The sequence below is a fragment of the Streptomyces sp. NPDC012769 genome (assembly GCF_042901205.1).
GTDB lineage: Bacteria > Actinomycetota > Actinomycetes > Streptomycetales > Streptomycetaceae > Streptomyces.
The window spans coordinates 778,370-793,870 of record NZ_JBIBCP010000003.1 but is presented as its reverse complement, the minus strand read 5'-3'; the positions used below and the strand labels follow the sequence as shown (position 1 = coordinate 793,870).

Here is a 15,501-nt window from a genome sequence, read left to right as displayed (position 1 = left end):
GAAGCGCCCAAGATCCCTGGAGGAAATCTTCCGTACGTCGGGCCCGTGGTCCATCGAGGTTTTCTTAAGCGCCCTCGCAGATCAGCTTCACGCCGCTGGCGGGGGCGGTCCGGACGTCAACCGGCCGCACCCGTGAGTACCGACATGGCCGCGTTGTGGCCGGGCACGCCGCTCACCCCGCCGCCGCGCACGGCGCCCGCCCCGCACAGCAGGACGTTGGCGTGCGCGGTCTCGACGCCCCAGGCTCCGCGCCCCTCCTCTTCCCCGTAGGGGAAGGAGAGGTCGCGGTGGAAGATGTGGCCGCCGGGCAGCCGCAGCTCGTGTTCGAGGTCGAGGGGGCTCTTCGCCTCGATGCAGGGCCGGCCGTCGGCGTCGCGGGCCAGGCAGTCGGCGATCGGCTCGTCGAGGCAGGCGTCGAGCTGCTCCAGGGTCGCGTCGAGGAGCGCGTCACGGGCGCCGTCGGGGTCGGCGGCGAACAGCCGGGCGGGGGCGTGCAGTCCGAAGAGGGTGAGGGTCTGGTAACCGCGGGAGGCGGCCTCGGGCCCGAGGATGCTCGGGTCGGTGAGGGTGTGGCAGTAGATCTCGGAGGGCGGGGCGCCGGGCAGCCGACCGGCGGCGGCCTCGGCGTACGCGGTGGCCAGCTGCGCGTAGCCCTCGGCGATGTGGAAGGTGCCGGAGAACGCCTCGCGCGGGTCGACGGCGCGGTCACGGAGCCTCGGCAGCCGGGTGAGGACCATGTTCACCTTCAGCTGGGCGCCCTCGGCCGCCGGCGGGGCCGGTTCGCCGAGGAGGGCGGCGAGGGCCTGCGGGGAGGCGTTGACGAGGACGTGACCGGCGCCGACGACGCCCCCGCCGTCGGCGGTGCGGTACGCGACCTCGGCGCGAGTGCCGTCGGTGTCGATCCGGGTGACCTCGTGACCGGTGAGGATCGTGGCACCGGCGGCGCGTGCCGCCTCCGCGAGCGCGTCGGTGAGGGCTCCCATGCCGCCCACGGGGACGTCCCAGTCGCCGGTGCCGCCACCGATGACGTGGTAGAGGAAGCAGCGGTTCTGGAGCAGGGAGGGGTCGTGGGCGTCGGCGAAGGTGCCGATGAGGGCGTCGGTCAGGACGACCCCGCGGACCAGGTCGTCGGCGAAGTGCTTCTCGACGGCCACGCCGATGGGCTGCTCGAAGAGCATGTCCCAGGTCTCGGCGTCGTCGACCCGGGCCCGCAGCTCGGCGCGGGTCGGCAGCGGTGCGGTGAGGGTGGGGAAGATCCGGCGCGCGGCCCGCGCGGTGCGTCCGTAGAACGTCTGCCACGCCTCGTACTCGCGGTCGGAGCCGGTGAGCGCGGCGAAGGAGGCGCGGGTGCGGTCCGTGTCGCCGCCGACGAGGAGGCCGGAGTGGCCGGCCGGGGTGCGGTAGGGCGTGTACGAGGAGACGGACCGTTTCCGCACCGCGAAGCGCAGCCCGAGGTCGCGGACGATCTTCTCGGGGAGGAGCGAGACGAGGTACGAGTAGCGGGACAGACGGACGTCCACCCCGGCGAAGGGCCGGGTGGACACGGCGGCCCCGCCGGTGGAGCCGAGCCGTTCGAGGACGAGGACGCTGCGTCCGGCGCGGGCGAGGTAGGCGGCGGCGACGAGGCCGTTGTGTCCGCCGCCGACGATGACGGCGTCGTAGGAGCTCTGCGGTGCGGTCATGCCTCTTGCTAGCACCTCGGCGACGCTCCCACCAGGTGTCGTATGCCGGTCCCGCGGGGGCTCGCGGCGCTGAGGTGGTGTCAGTGGGGTGCCCTACGGTCGGGACCATGGGGAACCACTACCGGACGCTGGTCGTGCCGGACGTCGGAGCCGAGGAGGCCGGGGAGCTCGCCGGGCGCGGGCTCGGCTGGCTGGTCTCGGAGGGGATCGTGCGCGCCGAGCGCAGTGGCGACTGCGTCTTCTTCGCGGAGTACGGGCATCCGCCCGGCCCGCGGTGGACGCGGGCGGCGGCCGGTCAGCGGTACGGGGCCGGCGGCGGGGTCGCGGTCCACGCCGGGCGGACGGTGTTCCACGGCTGCCCGTTCTTCTGCGCGTTCGCGGTCTGCCCGCACTGCGCGGCCCGGACCCGATTCTTCGGCGACGAGGGGGAGGCGGTCGAGGGCGCCTTCGATCCGTTCGCCGCGTCCATACGCGCATGGGAGCGCACGGGGACGGCCACGGCCGCCTGCGGCACGTGCGGCCGGGCGGGCGACCTGGCCGCGTGGGGCTGGGACGAGGACTTCTTCGCCTTCGCCCACCTCGGCTTCGCCTTCTGGGACTGGCCGGACCTCGCGCCGGACTTCCTGGCCGAGTTTGCGTCGGTGCTGGGCGGGCAGCGGTTCGTCCAGGTGACCGGAAGGCTCTGACCGGAAGGCCGCGCGGGGCGCCGTGGGACCGGGCTACGCGGCCCCGCCGAGGCGTTCGCGGCAGTGGGTCTCGTCCGCGCGGGCGGACCGGGTGTCCGGGTGGTCCGGGCCGAGGAGACGGGTGCGGGCCTCGGTCACCCTGCGGTATTCGGCGAGGGCCTCCGTCCACCGGCCCAGCCAGCCCAGCGCGATGGCCGTCTCTCGTCGGCTGACCAGGGTGTCGGGATGGTCGGCGCCGAGGACCCGGCCGCGGGCGTCGCAGACCGCGCGGGCCTCGGCGAGGGCGTCGTCCCAGCGCCCGAGGCGCCCGAGGTTCACGCCGAGGCCGTGCCGGGCGCGCAGGGTCTCCGGGTCGTCGGGACCGGCGGCCTCGGTGCGGGCGGCGACGAGCTCCCGGTAGAGCGCGGCCGCCTCCTCCGCGCGGCCGAGGCGGCCCAGGCAGATGCCGACCTCGTAGCGGGCCGCGAGCGTGTCGGGATGGTCGGGGCCGAGGACGGTGCCTCGGACGTCGGCCACCTCGCGGTGGTGGGCGAGGGCATCGGACCAGCGCCCGAGCCGCCCCAGGGCGTGGCCCACCTCGTGGCGGGTGGCCAGCGTGTCGGGGTGTTCGGCCCCGAGCAGCCGGGCCCGGGCGTCGGCGACCTCGCAGGCCGTCGCGTACGCCTCAGCGACCCGGCCGATCCGCCCCAGCGTGAAGGCCAGGTTGTGGCGGCAGCGCAGGGTGTCGGGGTGCTCGGCGCCCATGGCGCGTTCGCGGGCCGCGAGCACCGCCTCGTACACCGCGTGGGCCTCGATGTGACGGCCGAGTCCGCCCAGCGCGTACGCGGTCTCCTGGCGCGCGGCGAGCGTCTCCGGGTGGTCGGTGCCCAGGGTCCTGGCCCGTCCCTCCGCGACCGTGCCGAACTGGCGCAGGGCCTCGGCCGGCCGGCCGAGGCGGGCCAGGGCGAAGGCGAGTTCGTAGCCGCTGGCGAGGGTGTCCGGGTGGTCGGCGCCGAGGACGTGCGCGCGGTCCCGTACGACCGTACGCAGCAGATCGGCCGCCTCCTCCCACCGGCCGAGCCGCCCCAGCCCGAGCCCGGCCCGGTGCCGCCCGGCGAGCACGGCGACGAGCTCCGGGGCGGTGCCGTGCACGGACGCGACGGGGGACGGGATGGCGGAGGCCAGGGGCTGGGCGTCGACTTGGGCCTGCGCCCCGGCCTGGACCCTCTCGTGAGGCGGGGTCGGCGGCTGTCCCGGCCGCGTCGGACGCACCGCGCCGGTCCACTCGCCCGTGAGCGCCGTGGCCGGGTCGTACGGCAGCGTGGCCCGCCCGGCGAGGGTCGTCGTGGCGGCGCGCCCGGTGCCCATGGCGAGTGCCCACGCGGGAAGCGCGGGCAGGCCGGCCGTCGTCGGGAACGGGAAGGCCGGGGACGACGCGGCGCGGCCCGAGGCGAGGCGGTCGCGGAGCACGGCCGCGTCGGACGGACGGCCGTCGGGGGTCTTGGCGAGCAGGTCGAGGACGACCAGGTCGAGATAGCCCGGCAGTTCGGCCCGGTGGCTGCGCAGCGGCGCGGGCGTGTTGTCGCGGTGCCCGATGAGGATGGCCCAGGTGTCGCCCAGGTCGAACGGCGGGACGCCGGTGGCCAGCTCGTAGAGGACACAGCCCAGCGAGTACAGGTCGCTGCGGTGGTCGACCTCGCCGCCGCCGATCTGCTCCGGGCTCATGTAGTGGGGGGTGCCCATGGCGATGCCGGTGCCGGTGAGGCGGGAGGTGAAGCCGATGTCGGCGCCGAGTCGCGCTATCCCGAAGTCGCAGATCTTCACGGCGCCGTCGACGAGCCGCACGATGTTCGCCGGCTTGAGGTCGCGGTGCACCACGCCCTGGCGGTGGGTGTAGGCGAGGGCGTCGGCGACCTGTTCGGCGATGTCGACGACCTCGGCGACGGGGAGCGGCCGCTTGCGGTTGTCGGCGAGCAGCTGGCTGAGGTTGCGGCCGTCGAGGAGCTCCATGACGAGGAAGAGCACGCCGTCGGACTCGCCGAAGTCGTGGACGACGGTGATGCCGCGGTGCTGGAGGGCGGCGGCGACGCGGGCCTCGCGCCGGAAGCGTTCGCGCAGCACGGCCAGGCTCGCCGGGTCGCGCTGCTGGCCGAGCGGCCGCAGGCACTTCACGGCGACGCGCCGGCCGAGCGACTCGTCGGTGGCGCGCCACACCTCGCCCATGCCGCCGCGGCCGATCACCTCGTGCAGCCGGTACCGGCCCTGGATCAGCCTGGTGTCCGTGTCCGCCATCGCGTGCTGTCGCCCCCGTTTGCCCCGTTGTCGTGCCGCTCCTTCCCCGGCCCGTCCAGTATGGCGGCCGTGGCGCGCAGTCCGTACGGCGCGGGTCGGGTCTCCGGGCCGAGCCGGTCCATCGCGCGCAGGATGTGCCTCGGGGGCAGCCGCCAGCGCAGCCGGTCGGGCACGCGGCGCAGCAGGTTGGCGGTGGCGGTGAGCCGGTGGGTGACGGTCTCGGGCGGCGGCGCCGGCCGGCCGTAGAGCGCGTGGGCGTACGGAGGCAGGGTGTCGTACGCGAGGGCGGCCACGCGCCGCCAGATCACCTCGCGCGCGGGGCGGAGGACCGGCGGCGCCGGGGGCCTGCGCAGGAAGGCGTCGACGGTGCGCGCGTCCTGCCCGGCGGCGAGTTCCGGCCTGATGTCCTCGAAGTAGCGGGCGAGGGCGGTGGTGCTGCCGGGCACGTCGTGGGGGTCGAGGCCCACCAGTCGGGCGGAGACGCGCTGTTCGTCGACGTACCGGTCGGCCTGGGCGTCGGTGAGGGGGATGCCGGAGCGGCGTACGACGTGGAGGTACGAGTCGATCGCGGCGCAGTGGACCCACAGCAGCAGGTGCGGGTCGTCCACGCCGAGCAGCCGGTGGATCTTGCGTATCCGTGCGCCCGCGGCCTCGGCCGCCTCGGTGGTGTCGTAGCTGAGCGCGCCGACGAAGGCGGCGGTCCGCAGGAGGCGGCCCCAGGCGTCCCGCCGGAAATCGCTGTTGATCATGACTCCGCGGACGGCGACGGGGTGCAGCGCCTGGAGGTACAGGGCGCGCACCCCGCCGATCCACATGACGGGGTCGCCGTGGAGCTGCCAGGTGACGGACCGGGGGCCGAAGAGCCCCGGGTCCGGGCCGGGGGCCGGGGCGGGCGTCGGGCCGGGTGCCGGGGCGTCGTCGGGCGTCCTGGTGTCGTCGTTCGTGCCGTCGGGCGTCGTCGCTTCGGGCCGCATTCCCTCAGGCTAGGCCCGGCGCCCGCCGGGGTCGACGGTCGGTACGTGATCGGTCGAAACCGGACGGGCCGCCACCGGATCATCGGTCGCGGACCGGGTCAGTGCCAGACCGGATCGGGTCAGTGCCAGACCGTCTGCACCGAGTCGAACTGGATCCAGGTGATCGGGTTCCCGGCGTTGCCGCCGTAGACGCTGACCGAGCCGGACGGGTTGATCTCGAAGCGGCAGGCGTTGACGCCCTGGCTGTTGTTGCGGGGCGCGACGGCACGCACGTACGCCGTCGGGAGGGTGAAGCCGTCGGGCAGCCGGCCGATGCGGGCGTCGGCGGCCAGGCTGCAGGTGACCAGGCCGCGGGCCTGGAGGAACGTGGTGCCGGCGATCGTCACCAGACGGACCTCGGGCGTCGAGCCCGCGCTCGGGGTGATCCCGGGCTCGAGGACGAGCGGGGTCCAGGCACCGGCGTCGACACCGGCGGCGGCGGCCGGGGTGGCGGCCGCGAGGCCGCCGACGGTGAGGGCGGCGGGCAGGGCGAGGGCCGCACCGAGGACGCTGCGGCGGTTGCGGGACACGGGGGACATGGGTGGTCGGCTCCTTGGGAGGGCGAAAGGGAGGAAGAGTCGGGGTCAGCGCCAGACGGCGCTGAAGGCGTCGAGCTGCGCCCAGGTGATCGGGTCCGTCGAGCGCCCGCCGTACAGGCGCAGCATGCGGTCCGTCCCGGCCTCGACGCGGGCGACGCTGGCGCCGCCGGCGGTGTTGTCGCGCGGCACGGTGGCGCGGGCGACCACGCTCGGGGTGAGGGAGTCGGGCAGCGTGCCGATGACCGTGTCGGCGGTGAAGGTGCCCCTGACCCCGCCGGAGAGCTGGAGGGTCGTGGTGCCGGCGAGGCTGATCAGCCGCCCCCGCGGGGTGTGCTGATCGGCTGTCACCCCGGCGGCGAGAGTGATCGGCCGCCAGTCCGTGAGGACCTTCACGCCGTCGGTCTCGGGGGCCGCGGACAGCGACATGATCGTGCAGGTGCGGGGCCCGGGGTCGTCGCAGGCGAAGCCGAAGTGGAGGTGCGGGACGCCGTCGAGGACGGAGACGGTCATGCCCTCGGCCTCGCGCCACACCAGGCCGGGGCCGGCGGTGATGTGCTGGTGGTCGAGCTGGTTGCCGGTGGCCCACTCGAAGGCGGTGATGTAGGTGTTGCCGGGCAGCGGGACGGCGTCCAGGCTCTGGCCCTTGAGCGTGTAGAGCACGCCGGCGTGGGACGCGTACCCCTGGAAGTCGGTGCCGGCCGCGGGGACGGCCGGGGTGAGCCGCCCGAGGACCTGCCAGTCCCCAGCCGTCGCCCGCGCCAGGTCGTACCGCGCATAGCTCGTGACGCCGCCGAGGGTGTAGCGGATGACGAGCTCGCCCGCGCCGTGGTCGATGGTGGGGGTGACGAAGCGGGCGGCCGGGTCGGGGGTGTACGGAGTGGTGTGGCGGGCGGTGCCGTGGTCGACGATGTCGCCGTCGCCGTACGCGAAGCTGGTGACGGCCGAGCCGTAACCCTCGTTCTTGCTGTTGGGCAGGGACGCCGTCTCGGTCCACAGCCAGATCGTCCCGCCGCGGTTCTCCACGCCGAGGTTGACGCCGTGTCCGAACCCGCGCAGATACATGTGGCCGGTGAGGGTGCCGGTCCGGCTGAGCCGGCTCAGGCACAGGTCACCGCGCGCCTTGCGGGTGGCGTAGTCGACGGCGGCGGCCTCGTCGGGGAGCCGTAGCCCACCCTCCATGACCTGGAGCACGAAGACGTCACCGGAGACCGGGTCGATGCCGAAGGACTGCATGACCGTGCCGTTCTGGAGCCGGCGCCGGTGGAGCAGCTTGCCCACCGGGCCGGCGATGTCTATCTGTCCTGGGATGGTGATGCTCAACGGCGAGGCTCCTCGTGAGGGGGTGGAGGCTTCCTTCATGATCGACCCGCGTCAGTGTGCCACTCCTCCTCCGTCGCGCGGAGGCGGGCCTCCGGTCGTCCCGCGAGCGCGGGTGACTTCGCCCGGTCCGCCCGGCCCTGGGTGGCCAGGAAGGGCGGTTCGCGGTTTCGAGGCCTTGGCGTTTGCGACCTTCACGGTCCGGCCGCCGGGCGCCGTCCGGCCGGGTCCGCTGGTGCTGCTGCTCTCGCCCGACCTGCGGGTGCGCGGCCGGACGCCGGAGTCGGACGCCTGTCTCGCGCGGCTGATCCCGCCGGACAAGGGCCGGGCGCCGGTGCACGCCGCCGTCTACGACGTGGCCGCCCAGCTGCTCGCCCGGGAGGCGGGCGTGGACGCCCGTCCGCCACGGGCCCCGGTCCCGCTGGCCGACGGTCTCTGGCGGACGCTGCGCGCGGCGAGGATCGGCGGGCGGACGGGCGGACCGGAGGAGGCCGGGGAGAGCGATCGCCAGTACGAGAGTCCCGATACCGAGAGTCCCGAGGACGAGAGGGAGATCGCGGTGACCATCGAGGAGACGACCCGGCCGGAGCGCCTCGACGTCTTCGGCCGCGCGTACGGCCTGAGCACGCGGGAGCGGGAGGTGCTGGGGCGCCTCGCGGAGGGCGCGGACAGCTACGCCGTCGCCGCCGTGCTGTTCCTGTCCGAGCACACGGTCCAGGACCACCTGAAGTCGGTCATCGCCAAGGCCGGCACCCGCAGCCGGCGTTGGCTGCTCGCCCGCGCGCCGGGGACGTGACGGGGTCGGGATGTGACGCGGCCAAGGTCCATTGGGGTTCAGACCAGCCAGCGGCCGTCGCTCATCAGGTTCCGGCCGCGCAGCTCGTTCTCCTCGCGCCACGCCTGGATACGGCGCGGCGTGACGCGGAACCAGCGGTATCGGGGGCCCAGGGCGCGGGGGTCGAAGCCGGTGCGGGCGGCGAAGCGATCGCCCTGTTCCCGGTCGAGCGCGTCGATGGCGAGGACCTCGACGTCCCCGTCGATCATGGTGACGTCACGGGTGGGGCCGAGGCCCAGGCGGGCGGTTCCGGTGGCGGCCAGGTTGCGACCGGTCGGCGTGTCGGCGCGGGTGGCCAGGAGGAGGGTCTCGCCGTCCCAGTCGAAGGACAGCGGCACCAGGTACGGCGCGCCGTCCGTGGCGGCGCTCGCGACCCAGAGGTCGACGTCGTGGGTCAGCCGGTGCTCGGTGTCCCGCCGGCGCTGGACGCGGGAACGGGCTTCGGCGTTGTTCATCGATGGCTCCCTGCGGTGGTGGTCGGCTCGTTCGGTGTGCGGTGGTGGTCACAACCTCTCCCGCCGGCGCCACGGCCCGCCTCCGTGCCGGGCACGGAATGCGCCACGGACCGCACCACGGACTCGCCCGCGCACGGGAGTTCGAGGTACGGATAATGAGGCGGTGTCCACTCCGATGATCTCCGCCCGGGAAGCCGACGTCCTCGCACTGCTCGGGGAACACCTCACCAACGCGGAGATCGCCGCGCGGTTGTTCATCTCCGTGCGCACGGTCGAGTCGCATGTCTCGTCCATGCTGCGGAAGTGGGAGTTGCCGGACCGGCGGGCGCTGGCCCGGCGCGCGGTCGAGCGCGCGCAGCCCGTACCGCCGCCGTCTCCCGTACGCCCCGCGCTTCCCGCGCTCCCCGCGCCGCTGAGCACGTTCGTCGGACGGGAGCGGGAGCGCCGGGAGTTGGCCGAGGCGGTGGCCTCGTACCGGCTGGTGAGCGCCGTCGGCCCCGGCGGGGTCGGCAAGACGCGGCTCGCGCTGGCGGTGGCCGCGGAGGCTGCCGCCGCCGCCTCCGGTGCCGACACGGCGGACCCCGGCGCGGTGGGCGCGGAGGCCGTGGGCGCGGACGGGGTGTGGTTCGTGGACCTGACCTCGGTCACCGATCCGGGGCGGGTGGGGGCGGCGGTCGCCGCGGCCGTCGGCGTGGGCGAGCAGCCCGGTCTGGGCATCGACGACGCCGTGCCGGCCGCGCTGGCGGCCCGTCAGGCCCTGCTGGTGCTCGACAACTGCGAGCATCTGCTCGGCGGCGTGGCCCCGTTCCTCGAACGGCTCCTCGCGGCCTGCCCGCGGCTGCGGGTGCTCGTGACGACCCGGGCCCGGCTGATGGTGCCCTTCGAGCGGGTCTTCCCGGTGCCGCCGCTGTCCCGTGCGGGCGGCACGGAGTCGGACGCGGTGGCGCTCTTCCTCGACCGGGCGGCGGGAGCCGTCCCGGCGGCGGACCCGGTGGTGCGCGAGCGGGTCGCGGCGCTGTGCGAGCGGCTGGACGGCATGGCCCTGGCGATCGAGCTGGCGGCGGCGCGGTGCGCCACGCTCGGTCTGGACGGGCTGGAGGCGGGGCTGTCGGACCCGCTGCGGGTGCTGGCGGGCGGTCCGCGGGCCGCCGAGCGGCACCGGTCGGTGCGCACGGTCCTCGACTGGAGCCATGACCTGCTCGAGCCGCGGGACCGGGCGCTGCTCAGACGCGTGTCGGTCTTCGCGGCGCCGTTCACGGCGGAGGCGGCCGCCGAGGTCGCGGGGGCCGCCCCGCTGGAGGCGGCGGCGGTGGCCGACGGTCTCGGCCGGCTCGCCGAGCAGAGTCTGCTGTCCGTGGTGTCGTCGGCTGCCGGCACCCGCTACCACGCCCTGGAGACCATCCGGCAGTACGGGGCGGAGCTGCTGGCCGCCGCGGGCGAGCGGGCGGAGGTCCGTACGCGGCACCTGGAGTGGTGCCTGGCCGGCGCGTCCGCTCTGTCGGGTGCCGAAGGCCCGGAGGCCCGGGGCCGGTTCGACGCCGTTGCCGAGGACTGCCGGGCCGCTCTCGCGGGAGCCGCCGAGCTGCCGGAGCGGCGCGAGGAGGCCCACCGGCTCGCCCTGGCCCTGGCCGGGCTCGCCTTCGCCCACCACCTGCTCGGCGAGGCCCAGCAGCGGTACGAGCAGGCGGCCGGGCTCGCCGGGGACGGCGCCGATGTGGCGGCGGCTCTGCGGGAGGCGGCGGCGGTGGCCGGGTGCCGCAGGATCGGCGACGACATGTACCGCCTGTACCGCGCCGCCGGGGAGACCGCCCTGCGGGCCGGGGACACCCCCGGTGCGGGCCGGGACCTGGCGGCCGCCGCCACCGTCGCGTACCGCTTCTCCAGCGCGTTCGCCAGGCTTCCCGCCGTGGCGGAGGTGGCCGGTGTGCTCGCGGAGGCGCGGCGGCTCTCCGGTGACGACCCGGCGGCCCGGGCGGCCGTCGCGCTGGCGGAGGCGGCGGTGGACGCGGACGCCTTCGGCGCGGTCCAGGGCGCCACGGCGAACACGGTGCCGGAGACCGTGGCCGCCGCGGACCGGGCCGTCGGGCTGGCCCGGCTCGCGGGCGATCCGGTGGCCGAGTCGGCCGCCCTCGACGCGCTGTCCGGTGCGCGCAGCTGGGCGGGCGACTCGTTCGGGGCGGCGGCCGCCGCTCGGCGCCGGATCGACGTCCTGGACGCGCTGCCCCGTACGCCCGCCGTCACGCGGGAGCTGGTGGACGCCCTCGCCATGGCGGCCGGGACCGCCGTCGGGGTGGGCGCGCTCGCGGACGCGCGGCGGTGGGGCAGGCGGCTCGCCGACCATCCGCTGCTCGCGGAGGTGGGCCATCACGCGCTGTCGTGGCTGCTGGTCGCGGACGCGTTCGCCGGCCGTTTCGACGACGTGCTGGCCGGGAGCGCGGTCTTCCTCGACGCGTGGGAGCGCGACGGCCGCCGGCGGTCGTTCTCCCTGGGCCCGGCCGCCGCCGCGGTCGCCATGGTCCACGGCCTGCGCGGGGACCGGGACGCCCGGGCGGCCTGGTGCGCGGTCGCGGACCTGGCCGGTACGGAGGAGGAGTACCGGCACGGTTACGGCGCGGTCCTCGACGCCATGGTCCTGTTGCACCACGGGGACGCCGGCGCGGCCCTGGACCGGGTGGCGCCGGAACCGGAGCGGGTCTGGAAGTGGGTCTCCTGGGTCTGGTCGCACGGGTACGCGGCGCTGCGGGCGGAGGCGTCGGTGCTCGCCGGACATCCGGACGCCAGGGACCGGATCGTCGCCGCGCGCTCCGTGGTCGCGGGCGATCCGGTCGCCGGCGCCCTGGTGGACCGGGCGCGGGCGCTGCTCGACGGCGATCGGGCCGGGCTGCTCGCGGCCGCGGCGGCGTTCGACGCGGCCGGCTCCCGCTACCAGGCGGCCCGCACGCTGCTGCTCGCGGGCGGCGAGCACACCGCGGCGGGGAAGGCCGCGCTTCTGAGCCTGGGCCTGTCGGCGCCGGGTTCCGGCACGCCGCCACACACAGTCATCGGATCGTGACGAGGGGTGACGGTCGGTGATTGACTGGCCGCATGCCTTTCGCGCACTACGGAGTGCTCTCGGGAACCCTCTACCGCCACTACCGCGACCAGCCGGACGACCAGGGCCGGTGGTTCCACGTCAACCTGGAGGTGGACGCGCCCGCCGGGCGCTACCGCTGCGCCATCGACGTGGACAGCCACAAGTCCAACGTGGGCGTGCAGTGGAAGTCCTTCGTCCTGGACCCCGTCGACGTCGGGCCGAGCGCCGCCCTCGCCCCCGGTTACCACGAGCTGGCGCCCCGGCCGGAGTCCGGAGCCCTGGACTATCTGCGCCACCCGGCCCTGGTGGACCGGTCGGGGGTGCTGTTCCAGCGCCGCCCGCCGTCCTGGCTGCGGGACCTCCTCGACCTTTTCGGCTCACGGCCCTGGCACGCCGGGTCCAACCTCGACGCGGCGGCCGCACTGGAGCCGATGCTGCTGGTGGGCCGGCGCATCCTCGTCTTCGGCGAACCGTTCACCGACGACCCCGAGGGCGACCTCGGCATGCACAACGTCCACCAGAACCAGGGCGACCCGGCCGGGTCGCAGTGGTGGCAGGAGAACGGCGTCTGGCAGGACGGCGCGACGCTCACCCAGCGCCCGGACGGCCGGTACGACGTCTTCCTGAACAAGTTCTCGAGCCAGGCGTCCCACACGGATGAGGACGGCCACCCCGTCACCTGACCGCGCCCGGCCCCACTGACGGTCAGCGGCGGACCCGGGGCATGCCGAGGCCGATCCAGGAGATGATCTCGCGCTGGATCTCGTTGTTGCCGCCGCCGAAGGTGAAGATGACGGCCGAGCGGTAGCCGCGTTCGAGTTCGCCGTGGAGGACGGCGCCGGCCGAGCCCTCCTTGAGGGCGCCCGCCGAGCCGGTGACCTCCATGAGCCAGGCATAGGCGTCGCGGCGGGCCTCGGAGCCGTAGACCTTGACGGCGGAGGCGTCCTGGGGGGTGAGGGTGCCGTTCTGGACGGCGTTCACCATCTGCCAGTTGAGGAGTTTCATGGCGTCGAGGCGGGTGTGGGTGCGGGCGAGGGTGCGGCGCACCCAGGGCAGGTCGAGGACGCGGCGGCCGTCGGCGAGCTTGGTGCCGGCGGCCCAGCGCCGGACGTCGTGCAGGGCGCGGATGGCCATGGTGCCGTGGGCGGCGAGGGTCACGCGCTCGTGGTTGAGCTGGTTGGTGATCAGCCGCCAGCCCTTGTTCTCCTCGCCGACCCGGCGGGAGCAGGGGACGCGGACGTTCTCGTAGTAGCTCGCGGTGGTGTCGTGGGAGGCGAGGGTGTTGATAAGGGTGCAGGAGTAGCCGGGGTCGGTGGTCGGCACCAGCAGCATGGTGATGCCCTTGTGCGGCGGGGCGGCGGGGTCCGTGCGGACGGCCAGCCACACCCAGTCGGCGGTGTCGCCGTTGGTGGTCCAGATCTTCTGTCCGTTGACGGTGTAGTGGCCGGTGGTCTCGTCGCCCTCGCGGACGGCGCGGGTCTTCAGGGCGGCGAGGTCGGTGCCGGCGTCGGGCTCGCTGTAGCCGATGGCGAAGTCGATCTCGCCGGAGAGGATCTTCGGCAGGAAGTACGCCTTCTGCTCGTCGGTGCCGAACCGCATGATCGTCGGGCCGACGGTGTTGAGGGCCATCAGCGGCAGCGGTACGCCGGCCTGGGCGGCCTCGTCGAAGAAGATGAACTGCTCCATCGGGGTCAGCCCGCGCCCGCCGTACTCGGTGGGCCAGCCGACGCCGAGCCAGCCGTCGGAGCCGAGCCGGCGCACGGTCTCGCGGTAGAAGCGCTTCTGGGAGGCGGGGTCGGCGTACCGCGCGTGGACGTCCTCGGGGACGAGTTCGGCGAAGTAGGCACGCAGTTCGGCGCGCAGACGGTGCTGGGCGGGCGTGTACTCGAGGTGCATGGCGTCTCCCGTGGCTCGGCGCTCCGATGCTCCGCGCGGTGCGGCGCCACGGTAGAACGTGTTCCATAAATGCGGAAGGCCCGTGCGCCGGCCGGTGGCGTACGGGCTCGTCCGCGCCGCTCGGGAGAGCGGGCCGCTCCGCTCAGGGGAGCAGTTCGTCGAGGGAGGCGCGTCCCTTCTCCGCCATGCGTCGCTCGGCCCAGGCAAGGTTCTTCGGGTTCACGTCGCGACCGGACGCGAGGACCAGGTCCTCGGCCGTGAACTCACCCTCCGACCCGGCGTGCAGCAACCTGTCGGGCGTCGGGATGTCCCCCCGGGACGTCTTGTCGGTGTCACCGTTCATGCCGCCTCCTCTGGTTTCGCAGGCACTGGCCATTCTCGTGTCCGGCTCCGCGTCCCGCATCCGGGCGCGGGGCGGAGGGGGCGGCGGTGGGTGCCGACGCCGTGTCGTCGGCGTGTCGACGGGGACGGGGAGGCCGGCCGCCGAGTCACGCGATCGACGCGGAGACATCGACACCGAGACCGACACCTTGACCGGGAGCCCCGATGACCTCCCCGCACGAGGGCCAGTCCCTGCCCCTTCCTCTGCGCCACGTTCGCGTGGTGGCCGTCCGGCCGCTCACGCCCCGTAGGATCCAGGTCACCTTGCCCCGGCGGCCCTCGCCCGCCCCCGACGCGCAGGTGCAGCTGTTCTTCCCGCGCCCCGGCCAGGCCGAGCCCGTACTGCCGGCCCCGGACCCGGACCCGGACGGCGACGTGGTGCGCCGGTTCGCGGCGTACGGCGCGATCCCGGAGGAGCGGCGGCCCTGGATGCGCAGCTACACCGTGCGGGCGCGCGACCCGGTCGCGGGGACCGTGGACGTCGACTTCCTGGTGCACGGCGGCGCGAGGACGGTCCGGCGACGCGTTGGGCGCGCCGGGCCCGGCCCGGGTACGTCCTCGGGATGTTCGGGCCCTCGGACCACTTCGTCGTGCCCGTCGACCCGGGCGCGGGCGACTGGGCGCTCCTGGTGACGGACGCCTGCGCGCTGCCCAGGGCGATGCGGCCGAGCGGCAGCCGCTGCCGACGCCCGGGGACCTGGCGGTGCGCTGGGTGTACGGGGACGGGCCCGCCGGGGACGAGTCCCTGATCGCGGCCGTCCGGTCGGCGACGGAAGGCTTCCCGGCGGGTGCGCCGTACGTGTGGCTGGCCGGCGAGGCCGGGACGGTCCGGGCGCTGCGCCGCCACCTCGTGGAGGAGCGGGCTGTCGACCGCCGCGCGATCCACTTCGCCGGCTACTGGCGCCGCCTCACCCAGGACGACGCCCCGACGGCGGAAGACCTGGCGGAGGCGCGCGAGCGGCTGGCGATGCGGGCCGGGTGATCGACGGGGGGGCGGATGGGCGAGCGGCCGGTGACGCGCCGGGTGACCGGGGGCTCGCCGACCGACCCGGTGCCCCGGCGGGCGACCGGCGGGGCCGGGTGATGGCACCGGGCCGGATCACCGCTCCGGGCACGACGGCGGGGCCGGGTGACGGCTCGTGTCGCCGCTCGGACCCAACGACGGCGGGTCCGCCTGGCGGCTCGGACGAGCCAGTCTGGTGTCCGAAGGGGGGCAAGTCACGGCCGGGCCGACACCACGGCCAGGGACGACGGCGATCGGGAAACGGCTCCGAGGCCGGTGACAGCGGGGCCGGGTGACAACGGAGCCGCGTGGCGGCTCGGGCCCCGTGACGAGCCGGTCCAGTGACCGAA

At 75.2% G+C, this 15,501-nt stretch carries 14 protein-coding genes; 6 read left to right on the top strand and 8 right to left on the bottom strand.

What is annotated here, in order from left to right; all coding sequences use genetic code 11:
* Positions 1–116: 116 nt before the first annotated feature.
* Complete coding sequence (locus tag ACFY7C_RS18695; RefSeq protein ID WP_389651308.1) at positions 117–1,682, bottom strand: phytoene desaturase family protein; 1,566 nt, start codon at positions 1,680–1,682, stop codon at positions 117–119.
* A 107-nt stretch (positions 1,683–1,789) separates the two neighbouring features.
* Between ACFY7C_RS18695 and ACFY7C_RS18690 the strand changes: the two genes are divergently transcribed.
* On the top strand, positions 1,790–2,368 hold the full coding sequence (locus tag ACFY7C_RS18690) for a hypothetical protein (protein ID WP_389651305.1): 579 nt from the start codon (positions 1,790–1,792) through the stop codon (positions 2,366–2,368).
* 33 nt (positions 2,369–2,401) lie between these two features.
* On the opposite strand, the gene ACFY7C_RS18685 is transcribed toward ACFY7C_RS18690, so the two are convergent.
* From ACFY7C_RS18685 to ACFY7C_RS18670, 4 genes are all read right to left on the bottom strand, one after another.
* On the bottom strand, positions 2,402–4,639 hold the full coding sequence (locus ACFY7C_RS18685) for a tetratricopeptide repeat protein (protein WP_389651302.1): 2,238 nt from the start codon (positions 4,637–4,639) through the stop codon (positions 2,402–2,404).
* A complete protein-coding gene (locus tag ACFY7C_RS18680; protein WP_389651299.1) occupies positions 4,615–5,613 on the bottom strand; it encodes an oxygenase MpaB family protein in 999 nt (332 codons plus the stop codon). Before ACFY7C_RS18680 ends, ACFY7C_RS18685 begins: the two co-directional genes overlap by 25 nt.
* A 119-nt stretch (positions 5,614–5,732) precedes the next feature.
* Positions 5,733–6,191, bottom strand: a complete 459-nt coding sequence (locus tag ACFY7C_RS18675) for a hypothetical protein (protein ID WP_389651296.1) — start codon at positions 6,189–6,191, stop codon at positions 5,733–5,735.
* Between the two features lie 45 nt (positions 6,192–6,236).
* Positions 6,237–7,511, bottom strand: coding sequence for a hypothetical protein (locus ACFY7C_RS18670; protein WP_389651293.1), 1,275 nt, complete (start codon positions 7,509–7,511; stop codon positions 6,237–6,239).
* Positions 7,512–7,686: 175 nt separating this feature from the next.
* Here ACFY7C_RS18670 and ACFY7C_RS18665 point away from each other — a divergent pair, with 175 nt between their 5' ends.
* Entirely contained in the window at positions 7,687–8,304 is a 618-nt protein-coding gene (locus ACFY7C_RS18665; RefSeq protein ID WP_389651290.1) for a LuxR C-terminal-related transcriptional regulator, read from the top strand.
* 38 nt (positions 8,305–8,342) lie between these two features.
* Here ACFY7C_RS18665 and ACFY7C_RS18660 read toward each other — a convergent pair whose 3' ends face one another.
* The gene (locus tag ACFY7C_RS18660; protein WP_389651287.1) at positions 8,343–8,798 is read right to left on the bottom strand and encodes a pyridoxamine 5'-phosphate oxidase family protein; all 456 of its coding nucleotides are present in this window, start codon (positions 8,796–8,798) and stop codon (positions 8,343–8,345) included.
* A gap of 163 nt (positions 8,799–8,961) precedes the next feature.
* Between ACFY7C_RS18660 and ACFY7C_RS18655 the strand changes: the two genes are divergently transcribed.
* Together ACFY7C_RS18655 and ACFY7C_RS18650 are read left to right on the top strand one after the other, a co-directional pair.
* Complete coding sequence (locus tag ACFY7C_RS18655) at positions 8,962–11,850, top strand: ATP-binding protein (RefSeq protein WP_389651285.1); 2,889 nt, start codon at positions 8,962–8,964, stop codon at positions 11,848–11,850.
* Positions 11,851–11,882: 32 nt separating this feature from the next.
* Positions 11,883–12,554, top strand: a complete 672-nt coding sequence (locus ACFY7C_RS18650; RefSeq protein ID WP_389651282.1) for a DUF2278 family protein — start codon at positions 11,883–11,885, stop codon at positions 12,552–12,554.
* A 22-nt stretch (positions 12,555–12,576) separates the two neighbouring features.
* Here the strand turns inward: ACFY7C_RS18650 and ACFY7C_RS18645 are convergent, their stop codons facing one another.
* Together ACFY7C_RS18645 and ACFY7C_RS18640 are read right to left on the bottom strand one after the other, a co-directional pair.
* Positions 12,577–13,767: an acyl-CoA dehydrogenase family protein gene (locus ACFY7C_RS18645; RefSeq protein ID WP_389651279.1), complete on the bottom strand. Its 1,191-nt coding sequence runs from the start codon at positions 13,765–13,767 to the stop codon at positions 12,577–12,579.
* Between the two features lie 142 nt (positions 13,768–13,909).
* On the bottom strand, positions 13,910–14,110 hold the full coding sequence (locus tag ACFY7C_RS18640) for a hypothetical protein (protein ID WP_345491372.1): 201 nt from the start codon (positions 14,108–14,110) through the stop codon (positions 13,910–13,912).
* Positions 14,111–14,313: 203 nt separating this feature from the next.
* Here ACFY7C_RS18640 and ACFY7C_RS18635 point away from each other — a divergent pair, with 203 nt between their 5' ends.
* Both ACFY7C_RS18635 and ACFY7C_RS18630 read left to right on the top strand, forming a co-directional pair.
* Positions 14,314–14,781 carry a siderophore-interacting protein gene (locus ACFY7C_RS18635; protein WP_389651276.1) on the top strand — a complete coding sequence of 156 codons (468 nt, stop codon included), beginning with the start codon at positions 14,314–14,316 and terminating at the stop codon, positions 14,779–14,781.
* 70 nt (positions 14,782–14,851) lie between these two features.
* Positions 14,852–15,130 carry a siderophore-interacting protein gene (locus ACFY7C_RS18630; RefSeq protein WP_389651273.1) on the top strand — a complete coding sequence of 93 codons (279 nt, stop codon included), beginning with the start codon at positions 14,852–14,854 and terminating at the stop codon, positions 15,128–15,130.
* The last annotated feature ends 371 nt before the right edge of the window (positions 15,131–15,501 follow it).